We start from the raw sequence: 26,231 nt of genomic DNA on the forward strand, positions 1-26,231 counted from the left end.
CCAAGTAATGAGCCATTTGAGCATTAGGTTATTCAAGTGATCATCACGCTAGTGCTTAAAAAGAAACGAGACCAACTTATAAGATGGAATAGGGACCTCTGTTCCATCTATATGACCAGAATATATAGATGTTATTTTTAAGGGATGAAGATGAAAAAATTGTCAGGCTTAATTGCTGCACCTCATACGCCGTTTGATTCTGCAAATCGCGTGAATCTTGGGGCGATTGATCAGATAGCGGCACACCTTATTGAACAGGGCGTTACTGGCGCATACATTTGTGGAACCACAGGTGAAGGGATCCACTGCTCGGTCGAAGAGCGAAAAATCATTGCCAAGCGCTGGGAGAAAGCGGCGGATGGTCAGTTAGATCTAATTGTACATACCGGGGCGTTGAGCATTGTTGATACATTAGAATTGACTCGCCATGCCGACACGCTTGATATCCTAGCGACATCTGCGATTGGCCCCTGCTTTTTTAAGCCGGGTAATGTAGAGGATTTGGTTGAATATTGTGCTCAAGTTGCGGCGGCTGCACCGTCGAAGGGCTTCTATTATTATCATTCTGGCATGTCCGGGGTGAATGTTGATTTAGAGCAATTCCTCATTCAAGGAAATGAACGCATTCCTAACCTGTCTGGCGCTAAGTTCAATCATAGTGACCTTTATGAGTATCAACGTTGCGTGCGTGTGGCTGGTGGGAAATTTGACGTACCGTTTGGAGTTGATGAGTTCTTGCCTGCTAGGTCTAGCGGTTGGGGCAGTCAGCGCGGTGGGTAGCACCTATAACTACGCAGCGCCTTTATATTTAGCGATCATTGAAGCGTTTAATCGTGGTGATCAAGCGCAGGTTAGCGCTCTAATGGATAAGGTTATCGCCATTATTCGGGTATTAGTTGAGTACGGTGGTGTCGCTGCAGGTAAAGCGGCCATGGCGTTACATGGTATTGATGTTGGTGATCCTCGTTTGCCTATTCGCGCTTTAACGACAACACAGAAAGCCGATGTTATAGCAAAAATGCGAGATGCTGATTTCTTATAAACCCCGTTTTCTAAGAATTTAAGTCTGTAATGAGCGATACAAAGAGGGGCATCGTTCCACGGAAAATCCCCTTTTTGTATGGTTTCCAACCATTAAATTGCAGCTTTATTTGTTGAATCTACTAATTTACTGCTTAAATACTTAGGGCTATGTCATTGTTTTCCTGAGTCTGCTATTTTTACGCTAGCAGAAGCTATGCCAACATGAGAAAGAGGCTATTGTGAATTCGCCTAAAAACCTTTTAGTCAGGATGCGCTCTAATATTGAGCCGTTGAGTAAAAAACTAAGAATCGTCGCTGATTACATCATAGAAAATGCGCATGACGTGCAGTTTCAAACGATCACCGATCTTGCCAAGAATACTCAAACCAGTGAAGCGACAGTAGTCCGGCTGTGCCGTGATATGGGGTACAAAGGGTATTCTGATTTTCGTATGGCGCTTGCGATAGATTTAAGCCAAACCGCGACGCGCAATGCCCCCATCGTTGATGGAGACGTATGCGATGTGTCTGCTCAAAATGCGGTAGCAAGTTTACAAGATACCGCCAAGCTCATAGATAGAAAATCATTAGACCGAATCTGTACCCTTGTTCATGAAGCCAGTTTTATTAGCTGTGTAGGGGTCGGCGCATCGAGTATTGTAGGGCGTTACTTGTCATTTCGATTACTAAGAATTGGCAAAAAGGTCACTATGTATGAAGATACTCATCTCGCAGCGATGAACGCCGTTCGCTGTAGTGAGGGCGATTTATGGATATCGGTGTCCAGTTCGGGTTCAACCAAAGAAGTGGTCCATGCCGCCACGCAAGCCTACAAACGCAATATCCCAGTGATTGCGTTAACGAATATTAGTCATAGCCCATTATCGGCTATTTCGAGCGAAATGTTGGTTGCCGCAAGGCCAGAAGGCCCCTTAACTGGCGGCGCTTTTGCGTCAAAAGTGGGCGCATTGTTGCTGGTGGATGTGTTAGTCAATAAGCTTCTTGAAACCTACCCTGAATACTCAGAATCCGTACAAGAAACTGCGGAAGTGGTTATGCCTCTAATGACGAGTTAGTACTCTGATTATATAAATTTAATAAGCTCGCTTCGGCGGGCTTTTCTTTTATGTCCCACTTGGTTTACACCTTCTCCGCCAAAATTCTTGCCATTTTCAATAAAGATTATTTTTTTGTTAAATTGATCTTGTAAAAATTATTTTTTTTGATCAATACTGTGTATGAAAGTTAAACAAACGACGTTCATGTTGGCTGGAGCGTTGTTGGCATCATGGTATAAATAAAAGGAATAATTAGAATGGACAATCTCACTAAACGCCGTGCCCGAATCCCGGCTCTCGCAACTTCACTCCTTGGTAGTCTCACACTTTTATGTAGCGCATCGCTATATGCCAACCAGCAATGGCCGGATCTGCTTGATTGGTTTTAAAAGTGGCGTCGGTGTCCAGGTTGACAACAAGCTTTACGTCGGACTTGGCTCAGCAGGTAAAGGATTTTATATGCTTGACCTTGATAATGTATCGCAAGGTTGGAGAGAACAAGCGACGTTTACAGGCCCTTCTCGTAGTGGTGCAACCGCGACAGTCGTTAATAACAATATTTATATATTTGGTGGCTCAGGAAAGCAAAGTGCCAACGATGCTGCTCCTGTTTTGTTTGATACGGTGTACCGCTATGACATTAAGAGCAATGAGTGGTCGCAGGTTGAGACGCAAACTCCAGTCGGCCTATTGGGAGCAGCGTCTTATTCTCCCGATGGGAAGCAGGTGCTGTTTTTTGGCGGTTACAACAAGGGTTACTTTGACCAATATCTTTCAGACATTAACGCAACCGATAAGAAAACACAGCCTAAAAAGTGGCAGAAAATTGTTGATGATTACATGGGAATGAAGCCGCTAGACTATAAATGGAACCAGAATGTGTTGAGCTACTCTCCCCAAACTGGACGTTGGGATGACTTAGGGGCTTCACCGTTTATTCCTAATTGTGGCTCTGCCATTGTAACGAAAGGGCCAATGGCAACATTAATCAGCGGTGAAATTAAACCGGGGCTGAGAACGGCTGAGGTGAAACAATTCCGGTTTGGTGCGGCGCAACCATGGGTAAGTTTGCATGATCTTCCTCAACCTACAGGCCAGGGTGTGCAAGAAGGGGTAGCAGGGGCATACGCAGGTGAAAGTAATGGTGCCATGATTGTGGCTGGCGGGGCGAATTTCCACGGAGCCAAAGGTGCGTTTGAGCAAGGTAACATGTTTGCCCATAACGGATTTGGCAAAGCATTTAACCGAGAAACCTACGTGCTCTCTAATGGGCTCTGGTCACAATCGACAAGTTTACCGCACGGTCTGGCTTATGGTGCGTCATTTACCACTGATAAAGGCGTATTAGTCATTGGGGGAGAAGATCAGCAACGTGAGGCTCGTAAAGAAGTGTACTTACTGTCTTGGGATGGTAAATCGGTTCAAGTGACGAATTAGGAGCGCACCATGACTCTGTCAATAACCGCTTATCCTGATTTTCCCATCGCTATAAAAAATGGTGTCGCGGCGCGTGTTGGTCAGCGAGTCTTTGCTGGGCTAGGAAGTGCTGGAACGCAACTTTTTTATTTAGATTTAGAGACGTTGCATCAAGGCTGGCAGCCGTTGCCCACCTTTCCTGCTTCAGAGCGAAACGACGCAGTTATGGTGGCGACCGAACACCGTATTTGGGTATTTTCTGGTGCCGGATTAGCCGAAAACAGCTTTACAACTCAAGTGCTGACGGATGGATATTATTTAGAAGTTGGTGCATCCGTTGCCTTTGAAGAAAGTCAGTGGCTTAGAGCGTCTTCAGATACCCCTATTGGATTGCTAGGTGCTAATGCCTGTGAGATTAGTCCTGACAAAATCGCATTTTTTGGCGGCTATAACAAACCGTTGTTTGATGATTTTGTTCGGCGGTTATCTTTAATCGATCCGCACGAAGATCCCGTTAAACATCAAGCGACGTTAGTCGAATATATGTCAATGGCACCAGAAGATTACCAATGGAATCAGGATGTGTGGTTGTTCGACTGCCAAACTCAAACGTGGCAAGTCTTAATGAAAAATCCATACCCCGCTAATTGCGGTGCCAGTTTGATTCATGATGGGCATAAGGTGGTTTTAATTGAAGGCGAAGTGAAACCAGGGCTACGCAGCACTCAAGTTAAACAGTTCACGTTCCATCCTCGCCATCCAGTCGTTAGCCATTTATTGACCTGTATTCAGCAGTCGTTTCCGAAACATGAAGGTGTAGCGGGTGCTTTTTCCGGACTAACAATTTCTGGGTATTTAGTGGCGGGTGGCGCTTACTTTATTGGTAGTCAACAAAGGGCGAAAGAGAAGCAGTGGTATACCCATCAGGGGTTAACCAAGACCTATTGCGACGATGTGTGGTTATTTTCTGCTAGGCAATGGCAGCGCATAGGTTCGGTTGCCCCGTGCATGTGCATACGGGATGAGTGTCTCGACAGATCTGGGTATGTTAGTTATCGGGGGAGAAGACGGTAAGGGGCATGCGTCGACGCAATGTGCGCTTTTGCAAGTCGTTAAGTAAGTCGAGAGTTATTGCCAACAATATTTAAACGATAAACACTTTGTGAGTATCCTCACGGGATACTCGATGTCTGTGGTGGTGCGTGTCGTTTTCTGTATCAACAAGGAGAAAGACAGTGCAAGAATTTATAAAGTCAATAAAAGGGATGACAGATTTAATGAAAGTGGCGTGGCTGGCATCGTTGCTGTTTACGCTATTACTAATGACGTCACCAGCGAATGCTATCGCCCCAAATATTCGAGATGTGGTGGTTTTTAAAGGGGGAGAAGGAGGCAGCAGCCATTTTAGAATACCATCAATGATCGTCGCTGCTGATGGTTCACTCGTGGCGTTTGCCGAAGGTCGCGGTACATCTGGGGATCCGGGCAATGGCGTAGCGACCAGTATAAAAAGCCGACGTTCAGTGGATAACGGGCAAACATGGTCCGCTTATCAAGCGATCCATGAAGTGTCTGGTCAGGCGTTTTCTGATCCTAGACCTATTTTAGATTCCACTTCAGGGCGGTTGTTTGTTTTTTATACGCAGTGGGATATCGATTGCGCTCAAAATGGCAACTGCGTGCCGTTTGATGACCCCAACCATAAATTGCTTTATCGCGTGAGTGATGATCATGGTCAGACGTGGTCTGCCGCGACGGATGTGTTGGACCAAGTTCGCGATGTGAACTGGTTTGCTAACGGAGATGCGGCTATTAATGGTAGAGCAACATGGTCACTAACATCGGCATCGAGTGTCATTACCCAAGCAAACAGCAACGGTTGGGAGTTAGGGTGGCAGTCAAGAGTGGCAAATGGCTCTTGTAACGTTCAATACTACGGTAATGGTAATACGCGATTTTTGGTTGATTTAGTCGTGAACGAGGACAAGTCAGTCAAAGCGGTGTTGTACGCGAATGGTCAAAATCTCGAGTACCCGTTAGGTTTCGATATTGGTGGTTACCATGATTATCGTATTACTGGCGATGGAACTCATGCGAGTTTCTATGTCGATGGTACGTTAATTGCCAGCCAATGGGCTGGACAATCACACAGCTCGAAAACAGTCACGTGGGGGAATGGCTGTTCTTCCACGCAAGGAAGTTCAGCGTATAAATCGGTTTCATTCACCGTGGCGAATGTATTACAGGGTGATTTTAATGCCACTTTAATGCGACGTGAAAATGGCAATGTGGTTAATCATCCAGGTGAGCAGGGGTGGACTAAAACAGGTGCAAGCGGTGGGAAAGGTGATCCTGGATGGAAGAGCATTAACGCCGGACCGGGTCAGGGTATTCAATTAACGTCAGGTCGGTTGATTTTCCCGGCGATTGTTTTGGATGCGTTTTCGCACCTTTCAGTGGTGTCTATATACAGTGATGACCATGGCGTAACTTGGCATGCAGGACAGCAAACCCCGACCTATGCCCAAGAACCAAGTGAAGCAGATATGGTGCAGCTTAATGATGGACGGTTGCTCATGTCTGCTCGTAACGATGGCGTCACTGGGACAGGTAACTTTAATCGATATCACTATATTAGTGAAGACGATGGCGTGAGTTGGGTTGAGGTTGTCGAATCTCGTCACTCAGTCAATGGCTCGATATTCTTCAAGTTGGATCAAGTGGATATTGGTCTAGTTCGGTACGGAGATAATCGAGTGCTTATGTCTGGCCCACAAGGGAACGGAGCAATCAGTTCTGATAGAAACGATCTAGCAATATGGAGCGCAATAGATAACGGTAGTGGTGTTTACGATTTCACGCAGCGTACTCAATTTAGAGATGGCTATAGTGCCTATTCAGATATTGTTGTCTTAAAAGATCAAGGCGTGAATGGTAATGAAACCTTAGGGGTTATTTATGAAGCGGCATCCAGTACCGAAATTCGAGTGATGATTATTGACATTGATTCGGTAAATTAACTTAGAATATTAGGAATCTGGGAGTAAGGTAATTGTTACCAGCAAGACCAGACTGGTAAAAAAGAGGTCCCGGTACTGCGTAGTATCGGGACCTAGTTTTTATAACCTTTGGGTAGTGTTGGAATCAAATATTGAACAGCGTGCGGCGTCGACTTTTACGGTAATGTTTTCCCCGGCATGAATTTCAAATTCTGTGGTTGTGCGATGAGATAACGTATGTTCACTGTCAAATCTTGACCACACGAGAGTATCTGAACCCATTGGCTCAACCAGTTCGATAACGCCCGTTAGGCTGTTTTCGTCATCATCTTTGGTTAATGATGTGAACAAGTGTTCTGGGCGCATGCCGAGTGTGACAGGCATGCCATCAATCGCTGGTGATTTAAACGGATAGTCGGTGACATTAAGCGACAGCTGATGGGATTGAAAATACGTGCTTTGACCTTTGATCTTCAATTGCCCCTCAACACAGTTCATCGCTGGAGACCCTAAGAATGTTGCCACAAAAAGATTGGCTAGGTTTATTGTAAACATTATGTGGTGTATCAAGTTGTTGAATGATGCCATCTTTCATGACGGCAATACGATCCGCTAAAGTTAGCGCCTCAATTTGGTCATGAGTGACGTAAATCATCGTTGATTTCAAGGTACGGTGAAGTTTCTTGATTTCAAGCCTGAGCTCTGCTCGAAGTTTTGCATCTAAATTGGAAAGAGGTTCATCGAATAAATATATGTCGGCATCACGGACGAGTGCACGACCAATCGCAACCCGTTGTCGTTGCCCACCAGAAAGCGCTGATGGCTTACGGTCGAGTAATGCTTCGAGTTGCAATAATTTAGCCGCCCATTGTACTTTTTTGGCGATAATATCTTTATCAACACCTGCAATACGAAGCCCAAAAGACATGTTCTTCTCAACCGACATTGTTGGGTAAAGTGCGTAGGACTGAAAGACCATACCGATACCACGATCCTTGGGATCCGTCCATGTCACATCTTTTCCATCAAATGAGATACTCCCACCACTGGAGTCGATCAGTCCGCCAATTGCATTGAGTAAGGTGGACTTTCCACACCCTGATGGCCCGAGAAGAACGAGAAACTCGCCATCATTGATATATAGGTCTAATTGTTTTACTACTTTGGTGCTCTCGTAGCTGATATCAAGCTTATTAATATTGACTATACCCATGATGATTATCCTTTTACTGCACCAGAAGCGATGCCTCTGACAAACCAACGTCCCGATGCCACATAGATGATCAGAGGAACAAGAGAAGTAAGAATGGTAGCGGCCATGTTGACGTTGTATGCACGCTCACCGTATTGTGGTGTTTACTATGTTATTAAGCTGTACTGTCATTGGTAAGTTCTCGGTACCAGCGAAAACCAAACCAATTAAGAAATCATTCCAAATATTGGTTACCTGCATAATCACGGCCACGATGATAATAGGCACAGACATAGGCAGCATGATGGCAAAAAACACTTTGAAGAAACCTGCGCCATCGATTCGGGCAGCGTTAAACAATTCCAAGGGGAGTGTGCTGTAATAATTACGAAATAGTAGCGTCATTATTGGCATACCAAAAATAACATGCGATACCACAACGCCAGTAAGTGTGCCATAGATACCTAAATCCGCGTAGACGCGGATAAGCGGGTAAATAAAAACTTGGTAGGGAATAAATGCTCCAAGTAGTAAACAAGCAAATAAAAGGTTAGCGCCTTTTATTCGCCAAAAGGAAAGCGCATAGCCGTTAACCGCGCCAAACAGAACAGAAATGATCACACTTGGTATCAAAATTTTAACTGAGTTCCAAAAGCCAACTTGCAAACCATTGCATTCGAGTCCAGTACACGCGCTACTCCAAGCGACTTTCCATGAGTCGAAAGACAGTTGCTGGGGCAGGGCAAAAATACTGCTCATACGAATTTCATCGAGTTCTTTAAATGAAGTCACAACCATGACATAGAGAGGCAGTAAGAAAAACAGTGCTGTTATGATCAAAAAGCCGTAAATGCCGACCCGTCCCCAACGTGCTCTTGGTGACATTGGACGTTTAGTGACGGCTGGCGTCATTGTAGGTGAGAGAGTATTCATAGCCTACCTACCTTGTTTCTTGATGTAATTGGTATAAATGAACGGTGCGATAAGACACAGAACGGTGGTGAGCATCACAGTTGATGCTGCGGTGGCAATGCCGATGTTAGCTCTTTCAAAAAGGTTATCCATTATGAACTTTGCTGGTACTTCGCTTGCGACACCTGGCCCACCAAGTGTCATTGCTACCACCACGTCATACATTTTGATAATGCTGATAGAAAGCAGTACGACGGTGGTGATAATCATTGGACGAAGCATGGGCAATATAATGCTGACATAGACGCGCCATGTCGGAATGCCATCGATTTTGGTCGCTTTCCAAAGGTCTTCATCAATACCGCGAAGTCCAGCAAGTAACAATGCCATAACCAGACCAGAGCCTTGCCAGACGGCAGCGATAATAACGGTATAGAGCACCATGTCTGGATTCACGATCCAATCAAAAGTAAACGACTCCCAACCTAGACTGCGCATTGCACTTTGAATTCCTAGCTGTGGATTGAAAATCCACTGCCACACTAAGCCAGTTACGATAAAAGACATGGCATAAGGGAAAAGAAAGATGGTCCTAAAAAAGCTTTCCGCTTTGATCTTTTGGTCGATAAATATAGAGAGTAAAAATCCAAGAACAAAACAAATAGCCAAAAATAAAAAGGCAATAATGAGTAGGTTTTCGAGCGACGTTACCCAGCGTGATGTTTCGAATAAGCGTTCATATTGAGATAATCCGACGAAGTCATACTTAGGTAACATTCTGGAGCTGGTAAACGATAATCTCACCGACCAAAACATCGTGCCCATGTAAGCCACAATAACGGTAAACGCCATTGGAAGGATGGCTACATAAGCTAGCGTGTTTCTTCTAATATGCCGTTTAATGGCGACTAGATCCATAGGGGATCTCCCGTGTTAATTGGATACAGAAAAAGGCATCAGCAGCATAGCTGTTGATGCCTGTCAGGTTAGTCTCTTAGTGCGCGCTCAAAGACAGTGACGGCTTGAGCTGTGGTGATATTTGGAGAGTTCCAAACTTCGGTCACGGCGTCCTTTAATGAACCATAGAGGTATTCTTCCATCAACATGGAGCCATCAGGAATCTGACGCTCTGCAACTTTTAAAATGGCCGCGCCTTTTTGTGCACAAATGTCCATGGAAGACACATCGATGTCCGTTCTAACTGGGACAGACCCTTTTAAGTTGTTAAATTTCACTTGGGTTTCAGGCTTCAGCATGGATTCGACAAGACTTTGTTGAGCCGCAATTTGCTCTTTATCGTTGGTTTTAGGAAAGACAAAGACGTCGCCACCAACAATATAAAGAGAATCATCGCCTAAACCAGGAAAACAACCATAGTCTTGACCCGGAATTTTTTTCGCTTGGGTGAATTCGCCTTTTGCCCAATCTCCCATCACCTGAATACCGGCTTTGTCGTTGATCACTAAGCTGGTGGTATCGTTCCAGTTACGGCCTGGTGAGCCAGTATCTACGTATGGTTTGAGTTTTAAAAATGTGTCTACAACGGCTTTGAATTCATCAGAGTTCAACGTCTTCGAGTCTCTTTTACCCAAAGCGTCAAGATAGAGTTGTTTACCGCCAATATTACTCAGTACGGTGGCGAATAAGAGGTTTTCTTGCCAGTTTTGTCCGCCTAGTGCGAGGGGGATATAGCCGGCAGCTTTTAATTTGTCTAATGCAGTAAACAGCTCTTCTGGAGTCTGCGGCTCTTGCTGAATGCCCGCTTTATCAAATGCTTCTTTGGAATACCAGAACCAACCAGGCATATGAATATTGACAGGGGCTGCGTAAAAGTGACCATTGACTTTGATGGCATCTAGCGTTGGCTGTGGCAGGATTTGGTCCCAATTATTGGCTTTGGCGACCGCATCGATATTATTGAGCATATCCTCGGCGATCATCTCATGATATTGCTGCGAGGTATTAAACAGTGCGGCTGTCGTAGGCGAGCCACCAATCATACGGTTAATAGCAGCAGAGCGAGCGTTTGAGCCACCGTACTACGGCACTGTCTTTCCAAGCGCCTCCATCGGCTTCATAAGCCTCCGCTAATACTTTTATCGCAGCGGATTCTCCGCCAGATGTCCACCAGTGCATAACTTCAGCTTCTTCTTTGGCAAAAGCAGGTGAGACGGAAATGGCGATGGCAGCAGCGAGTGTCACGTTCTTGATCATGAGAATACCCTTTCGTTAATTTGTTATTGTTCCTAAGTAGTATTTCTTTAATGGAATCGATTCCAATTGCTATTTTATATCGCTTCTTTATTTCTAGATCTAGAAACTTTTTGAGTAATTTATAAACATGAGAATTACGTCACGAATTTTACGGCTTTGTATGATACGTGTAAAAAATGGTGTCTAAAGTGATGAAAGTTAACTAATATGGAGCAAGTATAAACGTGAGTAGCTCATAAGGTAATGTTCAATGGCGACGATAAAAGATGTAGCGAAATTAGCGGGAGTAGGTGTTGGAACTGTTTCCAGATATCTGTCGGGTAACGCCTCGATTTCGCAAAAAACAATGGATAAAGTCGCGACAGCGATGGCAGAACTTAATTATCGCCCCAACAGTATGGCGCGTTCATTGTCATCTAAGAAGTCGAACATTATTGGTCTTTGGGTTCCCTCATTTTCTGGTTCGTTTCATCGAAAAATGTTGCAAACAATAGAAAGGGAATTACGCAAGCGTGACAAACACATCATTCTAGCGAATGCGGAGGATGCGACTACGGATGAAGAGCGGATAGCATGTTTAGACTACCTCATAGAACGTGATTGTGACGGAATACTGATGTCATGCCCGGAGTTGTCAGTGATTGAATTGGCGAAAATTGAAGCACGTTATCCAAAAGTGGTGTTTATTAATCGTGATATCGAAGAATTGAGTCAAAAAACGTTTAGCGCAGACCATTATCAAGGCGGAAAGCTCGCTGCCCAACATCTTGTTGCGCTTGGGCATAGAGATATTGCAGTGGTAAGTGGAAGAATGAGTGCACAGGATGCGAAGAAGCGCCATCAGGGTTTTGTGGATGAGCTGAAATTATCGGGTATTGAAATTGATGATGATTTGGTCGAGTCAGGTGGCTATAGCTTTGAGCAAGGTGCGCTCGCGACCCAACGTTTGCTGCATAAAGATAAACCATTTACCGCCATATTTTGTGGTAACGATAACAGCGCGATGGCGGCGATGGCAACGTTGCATCGTGAAGGACTATGTGTTGGTGAGGACGTTTCAGTCGTAGGGTATGACGATATCGATATATCAAGTTATACCTCCCCGGCAATGACCAGCATTCATGTACCACTTGAAGAAATATCCCGTAATGCTTGCCATCAATTATTGAATTTATGTTACGGCGAACAACTGCCTATAGAGCACAGTTTTGAACCCACTTTAACGATTAGAAAATCAACGGGCATTGTGAGGAAGTAACCGAGCTTCCATACGATGTGCGAAATAGTTTTAGGTTTAACACGTCATTAAACAGGTCAGAAAATCATAACCATAATGTGTAAAGAGGTCTCATCATGTCCACATTTCTCGAACAAGGAACCCGATTTTCGCTTTCGGATCCTACGCTTCTTCCGAACTCTGCAGGGTATTTGTGGAATCGTAAGATGATGATTCATGTTAATTGCCAAGGTTATGTAGTGGCACAGTATATGAATCCTGAGCCCAAGAAGTATACGCATGTTCCCAACCTCGCCGCGACAAGTTTTATGCAGCCAGAGCAACCGTATTTTGCTCATCATCCAGGGCGTTTTTTTTATGTAAGAGATGATGAAACAGGTGAGTTATTTTCGGCGCCGTTTGCGCCCATAAAAACCCAACTTGATAGCTTTGAGTTTCAACCGGGATTAACGGATGTGAAATGGGTAGTGAAGCACAGTGACATTGAATTGGTCATTACTTTAACATTAGGAGAAGATGAAGCTGCAGAGCTATGGAATGTCACGGTTTCCAATACGGGAACAACGCAGCGTAAACTCTCCATCATTCCTTATTTCCCTGTTGGTTACATGTCTTGGATGAACATGGGGGCGCACTATGATGCTTCACTTAATAGCATTGTGTGCACGTCGATTACGCCTTATCAAAAGTTAGAAGACTACGAAAAGAATAAGCATCTTAAAGATATGACCTTTTTTTATTCTGATATGGCTCCGGACGCTTATGAAACAAGCCTTCCCAGATTTGAAGGGCACGGCGGACTTCATAACCCTAGTGCGCTTCAACATAAGGGGGATTTGAGCTGTAAAGAAGCGTGCTATGAGATGCCTACCTGCGCGATGCAATTTAAATTGGATCTTAAGCATGGAGAGAAAAAAGAACTAAACTTTGTCTTCGGTCCTGCACTGAATAAGCAAGAGATTCAGCAAATTATTGACGCGCATACTGGTGATGAAAAAGATAGCGCAACGCGAGCATATGCAGATTACGTATCATCTGGTGTTGGTGTAATAGAGATTGATACCCCAGACGACACATTTAACCACTTCGTGAACCATTGGTTGCCTAGGCAAGTGTTTTACCATGGTGACACACACCGTCTTACGACAGACCCTCAAACTAGAAATTACTTACAAGACGGTATGGGGATGGCGTATGTACAAAGTGAAGCGACTCGAAAGGTGATTCTGACCTCATTATCTCAACAAAAGGTGGATGGAGAGATGCCAGACGGCATTTTACTCACGCCAGAAGCAACGTTGAAGTACATTAACCAGATCCCGCATACCGATCACTCCGTTTGGCTTGCTCTTATTCTTGAGTCCTATTTAAATGAAACTAATGATTTAAAGGTTCTTCATTACCCTGTGGTCTGGGCGGATGATGAAAGGCCAAGTTCAGTGTTAGAGCACATGAATAGAGCCATGATATATATGTGTGAAGCGCGCGATCATCGAGGCTTACCTTTTATTGCACAGGGTGACTGGTGTGATCCTATGAATATGGTTGGGCCTAAAGGTAAAGGGGTATCGGGTTGGCTAGCGCAAGCACTCAGTGTGGCGTTACAAAAGTGGGTGAAGATTTCACGTAAGTATAATGATGCGGCACTGATTAAACAGTTTGAGTCGACAATAGAACAATTGGCTACGATCTCCCATGAATATTTGTGGAAGGGGGATTGGTACGCCCGTGGCATTACTGATGATGGTGTGACGTTTGGTGTGCCGGAAGATAAAGAAGGACGCATTTTTTTGAATACACAAAGCTGGGCGCTTTTAGCGAATATGCCAAGTGCCGTTCAGAAACAGAAAATGCTTACGGCTATTGATGAGCAATTGGATACACCTTACGGTGTGATGCTGTGCGCGCCCGCTTTTACTGCCATGCGTGAAGATGTGGGTCGGGTAACACAAAAATGGCCAGGATCTGGCGAAAACGGCTCTATTTATAATCACGCGGCGGCATTTTATGCTGCTAGTCTCTATGCCATTAATGAACCAGATCGCGCATTTAGTGTGTTACGTAAAATGGTAGCAGACCCACAAAGTGATACGTTTGAGCGAAGAGGGCAGTTACTCGGTTTATATCCCTAACTATTATCGTGGGGCTTATTATCAGTATCCAGATACTGCTGGGCGTTCAAGTCACTTATTTAACACAGGGACTGGTGCTTGGTTTTATCGGATGGTTATTGAAGAAATGCTGGGGCTAAAAGGTTGTGAGGAAGGGCTAATGATTGACCCTAAACTCCCATCTTGCTGGTCAGAACTGACGGTGAAACGAGAATTTAGAGGGGCTCAATTTCACGTAACATACCGACGTTTACCTGATATACGAGAAGCTGAAATACACATAGATGGCATTAAGTTACAGGGTAGCGTAATTAAAAAGGTTGAATCTCAGTCAAATTATCGACTAAGGGTGGATCTGCCCCTGACCTAATTAAGATGGTCGTTGAGCGTTATCCTTGGTGGCGCAGAAAAAGTTGGGTGGGCAGAAAGTAATACCCGGAAAATAATACCCAGAAAATAATAAAGCCAGTTGGGAATACCAACTGGCTTTATTCAATTTAGCAAGTGAGGCGTTTACACTTCGTTTGAAGACGGCTTTTCTTCTGGGGCCATGGCAGGCTCAGCAAACACTTCAACTGGTTTAGCGACAATGCTACGCGTTTCTAGATTTACATCTGACAATAGAACTTTAAGTGTATCGCCTAAACGGTAAACGAGGTTCTTATCAATCGACACAGTGCCATTCTCGTTATTACTGACAATACGTTCTTTATTACTCACAATGAGCGAGTTTGGAATAAAGACTGCTGCGCCATTTTCGGTTAAACGGGCACGCATGCCTGCGCGGTTAATGTCGAAAATCTCGGCAGTAAATTCGGTACGGTTTTTTGGTTCGTTGACCAACGTACGCGCATAGAGCCAATCACCCACTGTACGTTCCGCCATTCTATGGTGCTTACGGTGGACTGCCAGTTCATCGCCTAATACATCATCAGGCTTTTGGGTTGGCTCTGTTTGAGTGATATGTGCCTTAAGAAGACGGTGGTTGACCATATCGCCGTATTTACGGATGGGTGATGTCCACGTCGCGTAGACATCAAGTCCCATCGCGTAGTGAGGAAGCGGTTCATTGCCTACTTCGCTATAAGCTTGGTACTTGCGAACGCGGTTATCCAAATAACTTGAATCTAATCCGCCCAAATCACGACGTAATGCAGCAAAACCTTCTAATGAGGTGATTTGCTCATCGGTGTAGATAGGCTCTTCGTTTACTGGATTAACCAACTCGAGTACGTCTTTAATTTTTTCTGGCTTGAAACCTGCGTGAGTATTGAAGACGCCAAAGCCAAACGCTTCTTTTAACGTACGACCCGCACAAATATTAGCCGTGATCATGGCTTCTTCAACGAGACGGTTAGCACAACGTCGTGAGTCCGCGTGAATAGCGATAACATCATTATCATCGCTCAATTCAAAGCGGTAATCTGGGCGGTCAGGGAAAACCACGGCGTTATTTTCACGCCATGCTGCGCGAGCTAAAGAGAAGTCGTAGAGGTCACGGACAACCGTCGCGATTTCATCAGTTGGTTGCCAAGTCTCACTTGAACCTGTCTCTAACCAATCGGATACGTGTTGGTAAGCCAATCTTGCATGAGATTTCATGGTTGCCGCAAAGAATTTGATGTCATCTTGAATAACGCCATCTTTATCTACGGTGACCGAGCAGCAAAGTGCTGGGCGCAGTTCATTTTCAATCAGTGAGCAGACATCGTCAGCGAGATCGCGAGGAAGCATTGGAATATTGCGACCTGGCAGATAGATGGTGTAGCCACGCTGGCGAGCCACAACGTCCATTTCATCTTCAGGTGTAATATAAGCGGTAGGATCAGCGATGGCGATGGTGACTTCAAAGTCGCCATTGTCTTTTTTCTTCGCATACAGCGCGTCATCCATGTCTTTGGTAGACTCACCGTCAATGGTAACAAATGGCATGGCTGTCAGATCAGTACGCTCTAATGCTGAGTCGTCTTTGATTTCCCAAGACTCTAAACCAGTCGGTTCACTGTTAGGTAAATCATTTTGCGCTAAGGTTACCCACCAAGGCGCAATTTTGTCGTCGCCATCGGTGATCTTCTTAGAAATTTCAACTAAGAAACCGTTGTCCCCTTTTAAAGGGTGGTTGATAACGTGTGCAACAACCCAATCGCCTTCATTAAGGTCATCGGCTTTGATGCCCTTTTGAGTTTTCGCTTTCAGTGAGAGCTTTTTAAGGGCAGGGTGGTCGGGTGTGACATTGAGACGGCCCTTAAAGCGTTTTACTCGTCCAATAAAACGAGTGACACCTTGCTCTACCAGTTCTTGTGGTTCTGCTAATTCACGATCATTTTCAGTTCGGATAATGGCCACGACTTTATCACCATGCATACATTTCTTCATTTGCGGTGGTGGAATAAAGAAACTGGTTTTAGCATCAACTTCTAAAAAGCCAAAACCTTTCTCGGTTGCCTTGATTGTGCCTTCTTTTTTAGGAAGGTTCTCTTGAATCTGCTGTTTGAGTTGAGCGAGTAGCGGGTTATCTTGAAACATGTATCTACTTCTTAGCAATGAAAGTGCCAACACTATACCCAAAGGCTAGGTTATTGCCTAGTTGAAACTCAAGGGTGAAAGCGCAGTAATATAAGAGGGGAACGCTTAAAAAGTTGCCAATTCGATTGCACATTACTCAAAAATGACGATGTATGAAGAAAATTGTGATGTATTTCAATTTTTTCTGGCTTTTTTTGTGCATTTAGGGAATAATCCGCCTCCTTGTTTACGTCCCTAGTGGCTTGATGCGATTTGTCACTTTTCCGCATCTGAATGGAATCAGCTCTTATCTATTGTCATTTCGACAGTATTGGATCAGTTTGGAATTGGTAGAGCTCATGGGACCTGTGTTTATATTTACTTTAATGGGATCCCAATGCAAGATTCTGTAATTCAATTCAATGAATTAGCGCTTAACGAAAACATCCTTTCAGCTCTAGACTCTATGGGCTTTGTATCGCCAACTCCAATCCAGGCGGCTGCAATTCCTCTATTACTAGAAGGAAGAGATGCGTTAGGTAAAGCTCAGACGGGTACGGGCAAGACAGCAGCATTCTCTTTGCCGCTTCTTAACAAAATCGATCTTAACCAGCACAAACCTCAAGCGATCATCATGGCTCCTACACGTGAGCTTGCGATTCAGGTTGCTGCTGAAATCAAAAACCTTGGTCGTGATATCAAAGGTTTGAAAGTTTTAGAGATCTACGGTGGTGCTTCTATCGTTGATCAAATGCGTGCTCTAAGCCGCGGTGCTCACATTGTTGTGGGTACACCTGGTCGTGTTAAAGACCTTCTAACTCGTGACCGTCTACACCTAGACCAAGCTCACACATTCGTTCTTGATGAAGCGGATGAGATGCTAAAAATGGGCTTCGTTGACGACGTTACTTGGATTCTAGAAAAAGCGCCAGAAACCGCACAACGTGTTCTGTTCTCTGCAACTATGCCTCCAATGGTTAAAACAATTGTTGATCGCTACTTGCGTGATCCAGCACGTGTTGACGTTGCGGGTACTAACCACACAGTTGATAAAGTTGCTCAAAACTACTGGGTAGTGAAAGGCGTAGAAAAAGACGAAGCAATGGCTCGTCTACTAGAAACTGAAGAGACTGATGCTTCTATCGTTTTCGTTCGTACTCGTCAAGATACTGAGCGTCTAGCGGATTGGCTAAGTGCACGTGGCTTTAGCGCTGCAGCACTACACGGCGATATTCCTCAATCTCAACGTGAGCGTACTGTTGACAACATCAAACAGGGTTCAATCGATATCCTAGTAGCAACAGACGTTGTTGCTCGTGGTCTTGATGTGCCTCGTATCACTCACGTATTTAACTACGACATCCCGTTCGATGTTGAGTCATACATTCACCGTATCGGTCGTACTGGTCGTGCTGGACGTAAGGGTAAAGCTATCCTTCTTGTTCGCACAAACCAAATCCGTATGCTGCGTACGATTGAGCGTGTAACTAAGTCTCAAATGGAAGAGATTCAACTTCCTCCTCGTGACCAAGTTGCAGCCGCTCGTCTGGTTAAGCTTGGTGCTGAGCTTGAAACAGAGAAAGGTCACAAGTCTCTAGAGAACTTCGCTGAGCTAATTGAAAAGCTTCAAGAAAGTTTAGAAATTGATGCAGCAACGCTAGCAGCGATTCTTCTTAAGCGTCAGCAAGGCAAGCGTCCATTGTTCTACGTTGGTCCAGATCCAATGATCGAAGCGATTGAACGTGACAAGAAGCGTCGTAAAGAGCGTCGTGATAACCCGGATGCTGGCCGTGATGGTCGTCGTAGCTTCAACACTCAAGATTGGGATACGTACCAACTTCAAGTGGGTCGTGAGCAAGGCGTTCAAGTTAAAGACATCGTTGGTGCTCTTGCGAACGAACTTGGTCTGACTAAAGGCTCTATCGGTGCTATCAAGCTAGATAAAGGCCAAACTTACGTTCAACTGCCTAAGCAAATGACGTCTGACGTTGCTGGTAAACTTCGTAAGCTACGTATTCGTCAGAAAGAAGTAGGCGCAGTGGTTGTTGAATTTAGCGACTTCCGTGAATCTCGCGGTCCTCGTCGTGACGGCGGTCGTGATAACCACCGTGGTGCGCGTCGTGAAGGTCACCGTGGCCAACGTGACGGCAACCGTGAAGGTGGCAATCGCGAAGGTGGCGGTTACCGTGGTAACCGTGACGGTGCTAATCGTGGTCAACGTGCTGAAGGTGAACGTCGTTTCGACCGTAACCGTGGCGGCGACCACCGTGGTAGCCACCGTGGTGAGCGTGGTCAATCACGTAACACTGAGTCTTAATGCTATTGAGCATTAAACACTAATTGAAGGCCGAGCGAATGCTCGGCTTTTTTGTGCCTATAAGATTCGCACATGCAGACTGTTAACCCAAAAGGGTTAGGTTTTCTGATTAAATTCAATGGGTGAATTAATTTAAATATTGATCATCATCAACAAATGTCATTTTGATACAAATGTTTATTTAAAAGAAAGTTGAAAGATTCAAAAATTATTGAATAATACGTGTAGAATATATTAGGAAGGCGTTCTTCCACTAATGCTCAATAACAGGATACATTTTCGCATGTCTGATTCGTTTGTTCTCGTCATCAATTCTGGTAGTTCATCTCTCAAGTTTGCCGTTATCGATTCTCAAAGCGGTGAGGCAGTCTTAAGTGGCTTGGGTGAATGTTTTGGCCTAGCCGATGCTCGTATGAGTTGGAAATTTAACGGGCAAAAATCCGAAATCGCAGTAGAAGGTGAAGAAAACCATCACAAGCTAGCAATCGGTAAGTTAGTTGGTTTAACGGAAGAGTTAGGTTTAGCGAGTAATATCGTTGCAATCGGTCATCGTATTGTTCACGGCGGCGAGAAATTTACGAAGACAGTACGTATTGATGAAGCAGTAACGGCAGAAATTGAAAAACTTGCGGATCTTGCACCATTGCATAATCCAGCGGGCGCTATTGGTATTCGTGCTGCGATCGAAGCGTTCCCTGCGCTTCCTCAATTTGCAGTATTTGATACGGCTTTCCACCAAACAATGCCTGAAAAAGCGTTCACAGGCGCTATCGCGAGTGAATTGTATTCTGAATATGGTATCCGTCGTTACGGCTTCCATGGGACTAGCCATTACTTCGTTAGCCGCGAAGCGGCGAAGATGCTGAACAAGCCAGTAGAAGAATCAAGCTTTATCTCTGTTCACCTTGGCAATGGCGCATCTGTATGTGCCATTAGCAACGGTAACAGCGTGGATACCTCTATGGGCTTTACCCCACTATCGGGTTTGATGATGGGCACTCGCTGTGGTGACCTAGACCCTGGCATTATCGAATTCCTAATGAAAAAAGGCTGGAGCCAAGAGAAGGTGTTTGAGACGCTTAATAAGAAGTCTGGTTTCTTAGGGGTGTCTGGTATTACTTCTGACGCTCGTGGCGTGCTAGAAGCGATGGAGGACGGTCATGAGGGTGCTAAGCTAGCATTTGAAGTCTTTACATACCGTGTGGCGAAATACATTGGCTCTTACCTGATTCCTCTAGACCACTTAGATGCAGTTATCTTCACGGGCGGCATTGGTGAAAACTCGCTTCCTATCCGTCGTGAGATCATGCGTAACCTTAAGCTACTAGGTTTTGTTGAAGATGAAAAAGGCAACGAAGCTGCTCGTTTTGGCGCGGCAGGCATCATTGGTAAATCAGAATTGCTAGGCGCAGTGGCTTTAGTTGTGCCAACTAATGAAGAATTCGTAATTGCTCAGCAGTCGGTAGAATTACTGTAAATTAAGCGATAACAAAGACGATGTGAAAGCGAGCCCAAGTGGCTCGCTTTTTTGATTCTAAATGCCTATAACATCAGAGGATAGGAGGGTCTCATTTTGTTTACATGCATGGCCCACCATTACTTGAGTAGTCGAACTCTAAGGGAATCTCACAATGATTATAAGTATTCGTCACTTAGTTGAAAAAGCGAACCACATCGTTCGCTTTTTGTCTTGGTGATATGATTCTAGCCCCGTCCTCACGGTACTCTGAATGTGAATTATTCGACGTTCGCCATTTCAAGTAATTTAGCTGCAACAAACAGATCTTGAACTGCGATACCTGAACTATCAAAAATAGTAATATCGTCGGTATTTGCACTCCCAACAGCGACACTGGTAATGACTTTTCCAATTTCTGTAATAGAAGCATTGGTCGTATGCTGGAACTCGCCAATAACAACAGATTGAGACTCGTAGTCACAAAATAGTCTTGCACGCGGGTAGAGTTCCGTTGGTAGCTCTTGCTTGCCAACTTTATCTGCGCCCATCGCAGAGATATGGGTGCCAGGCTTAACCCAGTCGGCTTGGAATAATGGCGCGGTCGCTGTCGTAGCGGTAACAATAATATCGGCTTGCTCACAACCATATTGAGCAGTGCCCACTTCGGCAGGAATGCCTTTTTTGATGAGCTTTTCAACAAATATGTCGGTATTACTTTTGTTTCTGCCAACCACAATGACCCGAGATATTGGTCTAATGGCGACAATGGCAGATACTTCATACTGAGCTTGATGGCCTGTTCCAAACACAGTTAATACTGATGCATCTTTTCTAGCTAAGTAATCGACGGCAACTGCATCCGCAGCAGCAGTCCGGTAGGCATTGACTTGACTCGCAGCGACCGCTGCAACTAACTCACCCGTTTCTGGGCTTAATAAAAAAACGGTCGTACCATGGCAAGGTATGCCATGCTGATGGTTATCTGGCCAGTAGCTTCCGGTTTTCCAACCAACCAAATTTTCAGTACAAGCAGACTTGAGTGAAAACATGGAGTCGACTTGTGGACCCTGTGCATTGATGACGGGAAATAACTGCGTCTCACTGCTTGTTGCGGCGACGAGTGCTTCCTTTACTGCAACATAGGCGAGCTCGTGAGAAATTAATTGTGCTGTTTGTGTTTCGCTTAAATAAATCATGTTACCACCCTTGAACTCTGGTCCATACATCGTAGGTATTCGTCTGTATATCAAACACGTGATAGTGCTGGTGCATTGAAGCGGTTGCGCAAGCATGGTTAGGTAGGACATGTAAGCGGCAACCAATCGGGAAATTATCAAAATTAATGTTGCTGCCGTCCACGGCTTCAATAATACCGTGCTCTTGGTTTACGGTAGTGACTTGCAGGTTGTCGAGTACCTTACCTGCGCTATCTGTTAATAGACCATACCCGCAATCTTTTGGTTGACTGGCGGTTCCCCGATCAGAAGAGAGCGCCATCCATCCCGCATCAATAAAAAGGCTGCCTCTTTCCTTATTATGACCGATCACTGTGGTGACAACACTCGCGGCAATATCATGGGTCGTGCACACCCCAATTCCTGTCATGACGAGATCAAAAAAACCATAGACTCCGGCTCTCACTTCGGTGATGCCATCTAAATTTTGGTAGCTGTGTGCGGTAGGCGTCGAGCCAATACTGACAATGTTGCAGATAATATCGGTGGCGCGAAGGTGACGGGCTGCGTTGACTGCCGCGTCGACTTCGTTTTGGGCTGCTGCGCGTAATGATGCTTGATCAAAGCATTGATATGACTCTCCGGCATGAGTGAGTATGCCCTGAAAGCAGGCTGCACCACGGTCCAACAATTGAGCAATTTTGACCAATGTAGGATCGTCAGGTGTGATACCACCTCGATGTCCATCACAGTCTATTTCTATTAGTGCCGAGATAGCACAATGGTTGTTTATGCTGAATTCATTCAGGAGGTTAGCCTGTTCGACACTGTCTAGTATGACTTTGATCTCGATGCCTTTGGATAAGAGGTTAGCGACACGCGGTAACTTAGACGCAGCAATACCAACCGCATAAATGATATCGCGATAGCCTGCGCTTGCCAGTGCTTCCGCTTCTTTCATGGTAGAGACGGTAATAGGAGAATCTTTTTTAGGCAGTAGATATGGTGCTGATTCAAGGGCTCGGAGGGTTTTAAAGTGTGGTCGCAACTCACACTTGAGTCCCTCTATTTCAGTGCGCAATCTTGTTAAGTTATTAAGAAATATTGGTTTATTGACGAATAAGAATGGTGTATCCAACTTATAGTAGTGAATCTTTAAATCTGAATTTTGAAGCATAGTGGCATGACCTAATGTATCAGACGCTAAATTAGATTGATGTATCTCAAAGACACCAAATCTATTGATGAGTAAACAGTATCTAAAAACCATGTTTTGTTTTACATTAATATTTACTAACTCATAGATTAGGTTTGAGCCAAATGATCACGACGGAAGACCTTAAATTCATTGCCACAATTGCTAATCATAGAACGTTAGCCGATGCGGCCAGAGCTTTAAATATCACGCCGCCTTCTGTCACTCTTAGGCTCCAGCACATAGAGCGAAAATTATCGATTCAGCTTATCCAGCGGCCATCACGAGTCGTGAGCCTAACAGAAGAAGGGCAGATCTTGTTGGAGAGAGGGCTTTCTATTCTTAGAGAGTTGGATGAGTTACAAGAACAGCTTGATGAGAGAAAAGAACTGGTGTGTGGCAAGCTGAGAGTCTTGGCTCCGCTTGGTTTTGGTAATGATTATGTTGCTCCGATGCTGGGGGAATATAAACGGAAACACCCGCAACTCGATATCGAGTTGGAGCTGTCCGACAATCCTATTTGGTCGAGTCACCATAAGTGGGACATTATTATTTATATCGGCGCGTTAAATGACTCATCATTAAAAATGATCACTCTGGCGACGAATCAGCGCTTCATTTGCGCATCGCCAACTTACATTCAAGCAATGGGGTGCCCTGAAACCCCTCAAGCGTTAGTTAACCATCAGTGTATTGCGCTAAGAGAGAATAATGAGGACGTCACATTGTGGCCGTTTACCCATGTTGAAGATGGGAAACATGAAGTAATCAGAATCAATCCGGCGCTGGCAAGTAACGAAGGTCGAGTTATTAAGGATTGGGCTATGGCGGGCTTAGGCGTCATCATGCGATCGGAATGGGACGTTCAACCTCAAATTAATAGTGGTGAGCTGGTGCGCCTGTTACCGGATTATTCTTTACCTAACGCCAATATCGTCGCCCTGTTAAGCAGCCCAGAGAAAGAACGTTCCGCTCGTATCTCTGGGTTTATCTCGTTATTAAAGCAGCGATTAGCGCCTGTGCCTTGGAAGTAACGGAGTATAAGCGAGGGGGTTATAGTCAGGGCTTGGTTTAGTCGATTGTCACTCGTCCACTATCGAGCGCAGTGACAAATCAATTAGTCAAATTTACCTCACGTTTATCAAAATTAACTTTGGAGCCGTATGCCATAACATGGAAGTACAGTCGCTCGACTTTTGCTGCATCGACATAATGCCAATTGTCATTTAATTGGTAGCTAAACTCCGCATTATTCTTCCCATGATTCCAAGAGTCATTTAAAATCACTCTTAGCTTTGTATTTGGTGGAATATATTCACCAACAGGTGGTATGCCCATAACGAATGGATAGCCTGTAAGATTAATCATAAAGCCCCGTGGTCCATCGATCCAGTACGGGCGAAAGTCACCAACAATATTCGAATTAACTAATGTGTTTCCTTTATCGTCAATCACTTTCCCAATGCCAGAAATTGTATTGCTATCAGCTAGATCCCAGCTCAAATTAATAATAAATGAAACACCATCGTGTATATTAGTAAGTTTGTAACCTAAGCAATGGCTATTTGGTTATCCATAATATGTTTTCCTTAATGCGAAAATCAGATTTTTGACGATGTAAATACCTGATCAAACTATCCATCTACCTTGTATCTCACTCCACAAGATAGAGGGATAGTTGACTTTGTTAGGCGTTAGCTAGAGCTGCTTCCCCTTGAGAAACTGTTACTTCGTAACGAGTAGTCTGAACGGGTGCCTTTTCCCACGGTCGCATATATGCGAACTCTAAGTACTCGTTTGTACAGGCTTCTTTGGCTAAAAAAGTGAAGGTTCGCTTACCGGGAGCACCGACTATACCAGGTGCGTGTAGGTCAGTTGTATATACCGCGGATGACAACCAAAGCGCATCAGGTTTTGACTTAAGGTACCAGTCATAGCCAGTAGTGATATTTCCATGAAGTGTCACTTCAACTACTTCGCCAACTTGTTTTACCATGCAGTCACTGACAATATTTGCATTCGACATTTTATTCCCTTATTTTAAATTGTTTGAAATTCCGTTGTGATTTCAGTATTTAAATTAGTGTAAAAATGTAGCTTAAGATATTACACAGTTATTACGCGAGGGATGGAAAGTATAGTGTTGAGCTAAAGCTCTATGTTTACTGGCTTTTCATTACAAAACTCTTACAAAGAGTAGATGGTCGTAGTAATTATAATCCTTTAGTCTTTCTGCTCCGTTCAAGGCAAAAAATAATAATTATGATTATATTTACTATAGATTCTTGTAATGAGATCTTTCATCTACATACGTCATTGAAAAATCGTTGTCAGACAGTGATGTTTTTTAATGATGGCTCTAAGCTTCATCAGTTAAAAAAATTGAAGTAAAAAAAGACGTTTTCGATGTGTCAGGGATGTACCACGAGGTTATTACTGGCTGTAAGTTTGTGTTTGATAGCCGAGCTGATATGTCAGTAAAAATTGTAGAGGGTGAGTTACAATTTGAAGAGAAAGATCTGAAGGATTACTCAGTGAAAGACGACGGCATGAGCTTGTCCGTGGCTCAATCTCACTTCTAGTTATTGCATTAGTGCGTTATATAAGTGCATTGCATAGCTGCATTGTATTAATCGATGGCGGCGGTTAGTTTTTGTAAGCTAAACATAATATTAGCTGAACTAGACTGAAAGGGGGATCCCTTTCGGTCTCTATCACTATGGCTGTATACTAAATTTCATAATTGGCTTTAATACCAATATCAAAATGCAGCGGCATTCGCCATTTTTGCACTGCCAGATACATCATGATTAACCCAGTGATAGAAGAGCAAACGAGTACGCCTTGCCAGTATTGCAGCAAAATGAAAAGGGTGTTCATTGCGAGAAATAGCGGCACCAATTTTAGACCGTAAACCTTAAAACAGAATGACTCTTTTAGGGCGATACCGGAAAAAGTAACAAAGAAAAAACCAAGCGCGAGCCAGTATAGGTTTTGTTGCGCGGAATATAGCATGATCAATAAACCCAGCCACGTCGACCAAACGATAATCGCTCGGACGTGTTTGCTGTAAACATGCAAGTTCGCAGCGGTGAACACGCTCGCAAGACAAAATACCAATATCACCACTTGTGATGCATTGTCAGGCAGTGTGATCAATTTAAGCTGATGTGACGCAATAAAGGCGCAGCCAAATAAGGCAACAGAAAATAGAGAGATGCCGAACCGATAAAAACAGACGCTCACTTTGTCGAGCTTATCCAATTCTTCACGATGCTCAGGGTTTGCCATAAGTTAATCCATTTGGTTAGTGAATGTTGTGCCAACTGCTGATTCATGTGGCGATGCCAACACTGTTATCATAAAGAATTCAATATAGTTATCATAAAGAATAATGGCAGGTTTACTTGATTAGCTT

General features: G+C 44.3%; 20 protein-coding genes and 3 pseudogenes. 12 read left to right on the forward strand and 11 right to left on the reverse strand.

From position 1 onward, the window contains the following. Positions 1 to 150 precede the first annotated feature (150 nt). The 5 genes and pseudogenes from AC0L66_RS22950 to AC0L66_RS22970 all read left to right on the forward strand — a co-directional run bounded on the left by AC0L66_RS22950 (position 151) and on the right by AC0L66_RS22970 (position 6,517). Positions 151 to 1,042, forward strand: a pseudogene (locus AC0L66_RS22950) (dihydrodipicolinate synthase family protein). 220 nt (positions 1,043 to 1,262) lie between these two features. Beyond that, on the forward strand, positions 1,263 to 2,099 hold the full coding sequence (locus AC0L66_RS22955) for a MurR/RpiR family transcriptional regulator (protein WP_473569551.1): 837 nt from the start codon (positions 1,263 to 1,265) through the stop codon (positions 2,097 to 2,099). 239 nt (positions 2,100 to 2,338) lie between these two features. After that, a pseudogene (locus AC0L66_RS22960) lies at positions 2,339 to 3,518 on the forward strand (N-acetylneuraminate epimerase). Between the two features lie 9 nt (positions 3,519 to 3,527). Next, a complete protein-coding gene (locus AC0L66_RS22965; protein WP_473569552.1) occupies positions 3,528 to 4,571 on the forward strand; it encodes a YjhT family mutarotase in 1,044 nt (347 codons plus the stop codon). A 161-nt stretch (positions 4,572 to 4,732) separates the two neighbouring features. Further along, complete coding sequence (locus AC0L66_RS22970; protein WP_473569554.1) at positions 4,733 to 6,517, forward strand: exo-alpha-sialidase; 1,785 nt, start codon at positions 4,733 to 4,735, stop codon at positions 6,515 to 6,517. A 99-nt stretch (positions 6,518 to 6,616) separates the two neighbouring features. Here AC0L66_RS22970 and AC0L66_RS22975 read toward each other — a convergent pair. The 5 genes and pseudogenes from AC0L66_RS22975 to AC0L66_RS22995 form a co-directional block, all read right to left on the reverse strand. Then, positions 6,617 to 7,709 (reverse strand): annotated as a pseudogene (locus AC0L66_RS22975) (ABC transporter ATP-binding protein). 126 nt (positions 7,710 to 7,835) lie between these two features. After that, positions 7,836 to 8,621: a carbohydrate ABC transporter permease gene (locus tag AC0L66_RS22980; RefSeq protein WP_473569556.1), complete on the reverse strand. Its 786-nt coding sequence runs from the start codon at positions 8,619 to 8,621 to the stop codon at positions 7,836 to 7,838. Between the two features lie 3 nt (positions 8,622 to 8,624). Beyond that, complete coding sequence (locus AC0L66_RS22985) at positions 8,625 to 9,518, reverse strand: carbohydrate ABC transporter permease (protein WP_265673843.1); 894 nt, start codon at positions 9,516 to 9,518, stop codon at positions 8,625 to 8,627. 68 nt (positions 9,519 to 9,586) lie between these two features. Further along, entirely contained in the window at positions 9,587 to 10,600 is a 1,014-nt protein-coding gene (locus AC0L66_RS22990; protein ID WP_473569557.1) for an ABC transporter substrate-binding protein, read from the reverse strand. A 4-nt stretch (positions 10,601 to 10,604) separates the two neighbouring features. Next, the gene (locus AC0L66_RS22995; RefSeq protein ID WP_473569558.1) at positions 10,605 to 10,814 is read right to left on the reverse strand and encodes a hypothetical protein; all 210 of its coding nucleotides are present in this window, start codon (positions 10,812 to 10,814) and stop codon (positions 10,605 to 10,607) included. Positions 10,815 to 11,064: 250 nt separating this feature from the next. On the opposite strand from AC0L66_RS22995, the gene AC0L66_RS23000 reads away from it, so the two are divergent. From AC0L66_RS23000 to AC0L66_RS23010, 3 genes are all read left to right on the forward strand, one after another. Beyond that, positions 11,065 to 12,072 carry a LacI family DNA-binding transcriptional regulator gene (locus AC0L66_RS23000; RefSeq protein WP_473569559.1) on the forward strand — a complete coding sequence of 336 codons (1,008 nt, stop codon included), beginning with the start codon at positions 11,065 to 11,067 and terminating at the stop codon, positions 12,070 to 12,072. 95 nt (positions 12,073 to 12,167) lie between these two features. After that, positions 12,168 to 14,183, forward strand: a complete 2,016-nt coding sequence (locus AC0L66_RS23005) for a GH36-type glycosyl hydrolase domain-containing protein (protein ID WP_473569561.1) — start codon at positions 12,168 to 12,170, stop codon at positions 14,181 to 14,183. Continuing rightward, positions 14,146 to 14,532, forward strand: a complete 387-nt coding sequence (locus AC0L66_RS23010; protein ID WP_473569562.1) for a hypothetical protein — start codon at positions 14,146 to 14,148, stop codon at positions 14,530 to 14,532. The genes AC0L66_RS23005 and AC0L66_RS23010 overlap by 38 nt, the downstream gene beginning before the upstream one ends. 143 nt (positions 14,533 to 14,675) lie before the next feature. On the opposite strand, the gene rnb is transcribed toward AC0L66_RS23010, so the two are convergent. Further along, on the reverse strand, positions 14,676 to 16,688 hold the full coding sequence (rnb, locus tag AC0L66_RS23015) for an exoribonuclease II (protein ID WP_265673847.1): 2,013 nt from the start codon (positions 16,686 to 16,688) through the stop codon (positions 14,676 to 14,678). Between the two features lie 376 nt (positions 16,689 to 17,064). Here rnb and AC0L66_RS23020 point away from each other — a divergent pair, with 376 nt between their 5' ends. Then, on the forward strand, positions 17,065 to 18,984 hold the full coding sequence (locus tag AC0L66_RS23020) for a DEAD/DEAH box helicase (RefSeq protein ID WP_313897272.1): 1,920 nt from the start codon (positions 17,065 to 17,067) through the stop codon (positions 18,982 to 18,984). A gap of 283 nt (positions 18,985 to 19,267) precedes the next feature. Next, positions 19,268 to 20,461, forward strand: coding sequence for an acetate/propionate family kinase (locus tag AC0L66_RS23025; RefSeq protein WP_428794416.1), 1,194 nt, complete (start codon positions 19,268 to 19,270; stop codon positions 20,459 to 20,461). 260 nt (positions 20,462 to 20,721) lie between these two features. On the opposite strand, the gene AC0L66_RS23030 is transcribed toward AC0L66_RS23025, so the two are convergent. Beyond that, positions 20,722 to 21,639 carry an ornithine cyclodeaminase family protein gene (locus AC0L66_RS23030; RefSeq protein ID WP_473569564.1) on the reverse strand — a complete coding sequence of 306 codons (918 nt, stop codon included), beginning with the start codon at positions 21,637 to 21,639 and terminating at the stop codon, positions 20,722 to 20,724. Position 21,640: 1 nt separating this feature from the next. Beyond that, positions 21,641 to 22,795 carry a DSD1 family PLP-dependent enzyme gene (locus AC0L66_RS23035; RefSeq protein ID WP_473569565.1) on the reverse strand — a complete coding sequence of 385 codons (1,155 nt, stop codon included), beginning with the start codon at positions 22,793 to 22,795 and terminating at the stop codon, positions 21,641 to 21,643. Between the two features lie 143 nt (positions 22,796 to 22,938). Here AC0L66_RS23035 and AC0L66_RS23040 point away from each other — a divergent pair, with 143 nt between their 5' ends. Further along, positions 22,939 to 23,847 (forward strand): LysR substrate-binding domain-containing protein, encoded by a 909-nt coding sequence (locus AC0L66_RS23040; RefSeq protein WP_473569567.1) that lies wholly within the window; start codon positions 22,939 to 22,941, stop codon positions 23,845 to 23,847. 79 nt (positions 23,848 to 23,926) lie between these two features. On the opposite strand, the gene AC0L66_RS23045 is transcribed toward AC0L66_RS23040, so the two are convergent. Next, positions 23,927 to 24,268 (reverse strand): hypothetical protein, encoded by a 342-nt coding sequence (locus AC0L66_RS23045; protein WP_473569568.1) that lies wholly within the window; start codon positions 24,266 to 24,268, stop codon positions 23,927 to 23,929. 232 nt (positions 24,269 to 24,500) lie between these two features. Then, the gene (locus tag AC0L66_RS23050) at positions 24,501 to 24,839 is read right to left on the reverse strand and encodes a protease inhibitor I42 family protein (protein ID WP_265673853.1); all 339 of its coding nucleotides are present in this window, start codon (positions 24,837 to 24,839) and stop codon (positions 24,501 to 24,503) included. 391 nt (positions 24,840 to 25,230) lie between these two features. Between AC0L66_RS23050 and AC0L66_RS23055 the strand changes: the two genes are divergently transcribed. After that, a complete protein-coding gene (locus AC0L66_RS23055) occupies positions 25,231 to 25,395 on the forward strand; it encodes a hypothetical protein (protein ID WP_473569570.1) in 165 nt (54 codons plus the stop codon). Between the two features lie 148 nt (positions 25,396 to 25,543). On the opposite strand, the gene AC0L66_RS23060 is transcribed toward AC0L66_RS23055, so the two are convergent. Further along, a complete protein-coding gene (locus AC0L66_RS23060) occupies positions 25,544 to 26,104 on the reverse strand; it encodes a DUF2301 domain-containing membrane protein (protein WP_473569572.1) in 561 nt (186 codons plus the stop codon). Positions 26,105 to 26,231: the final 127 nt, after the last annotated feature.

Source organism: Vibrio sp. GJ43-1 (assembly GCF_055808835.1).

Coding starts and splice junctions, on each gene's coding strand:
- AC0L66_RS23040 (WP_473569567.1), top strand. CDS start 22,939: ATGATCACGACGGAAGACCTTAAATTCATTGCCACAATTGCTAATCAT.
- AC0L66_RS23005 (WP_473569561.1), top strand. CDS start 12,168: ATGTCCACATTTCTCGAACAAGGAACCCGATTTTCGCTTTCGGATCCT.
- AC0L66_RS23020 (WP_313897272.1), top strand. CDS start 17,065: ATGCAAGATTCTGTAATTCAATTCAATGAATTAGCGCTTAACGAAAAC.
- AC0L66_RS23050 (WP_265673853.1), bottom strand. CDS start 24,839: ATGTCGAATGCAAATATTGTCAGTGACTGCATGGTAAAACAAGTTGGC.
- rnb (WP_265673847.1), bottom strand. CDS start 16,688: ATGTTTCAAGATAACCCGCTACTCGCTCAACTCAAACAGCAGATTCAA.
- AC0L66_RS23060 (WP_473569572.1), bottom strand. CDS start 26,104: ATGGCAAACCCTGAGCATCGTGAAGAATTGGATAAGCTCGACAAAGTG.
- AC0L66_RS22995 (WP_473569558.1), bottom strand. CDS start 10,814: ATGATCAAGAACGTGACACTCGCTGCTGCCATCGCCATTTCCGTCTCA.
- AC0L66_RS23035 (WP_473569565.1), bottom strand. CDS start 22,795: ATGCTTCAAAATTCAGATTTAAAGATTCACTACTATAAGTTGGATACA.
- AC0L66_RS23055 (WP_473569570.1), top strand. CDS start 25,231: ATGTACCACGAGGTTATTACTGGCTGTAAGTTTGTGTTTGATAGCCGA.
- AC0L66_RS22965 (WP_473569552.1), top strand. CDS start 3,528: ATGACTCTGTCAATAACCGCTTATCCTGATTTTCCCATCGCTATAAAA.
- AC0L66_RS22990 (WP_473569557.1), bottom strand. CDS start 10,600: ATGATTGGTGGCTCGCCTACGACAGCCGCACTGTTTAATACCTCGCAG.
- AC0L66_RS23025 (WP_428794416.1), top strand. CDS start 19,268: ATGTCTGATTCGTTTGTTCTCGTCATCAATTCTGGTAGTTCATCTCTC.
- AC0L66_RS23030 (WP_473569564.1), bottom strand. CDS start 21,639: ATGATTTATTTAAGCGAAACACAAACAGCACAATTAATTTCTCACGAG.
- AC0L66_RS22985 (WP_265673843.1), bottom strand. CDS start 9,518: ATGGATCTAGTCGCCATTAAACGGCATATTAGAAGAAACACGCTAGCT.
- AC0L66_RS22980 (WP_473569556.1), bottom strand. CDS start 8,621: ATGAATACTCTCTCACCTACAATGACGCCAGCCGTCACTAAACGTCCA.
- AC0L66_RS23000 (WP_473569559.1), top strand. CDS start 11,065: ATGGCGACGATAAAAGATGTAGCGAAATTAGCGGGAGTAGGTGTTGGA.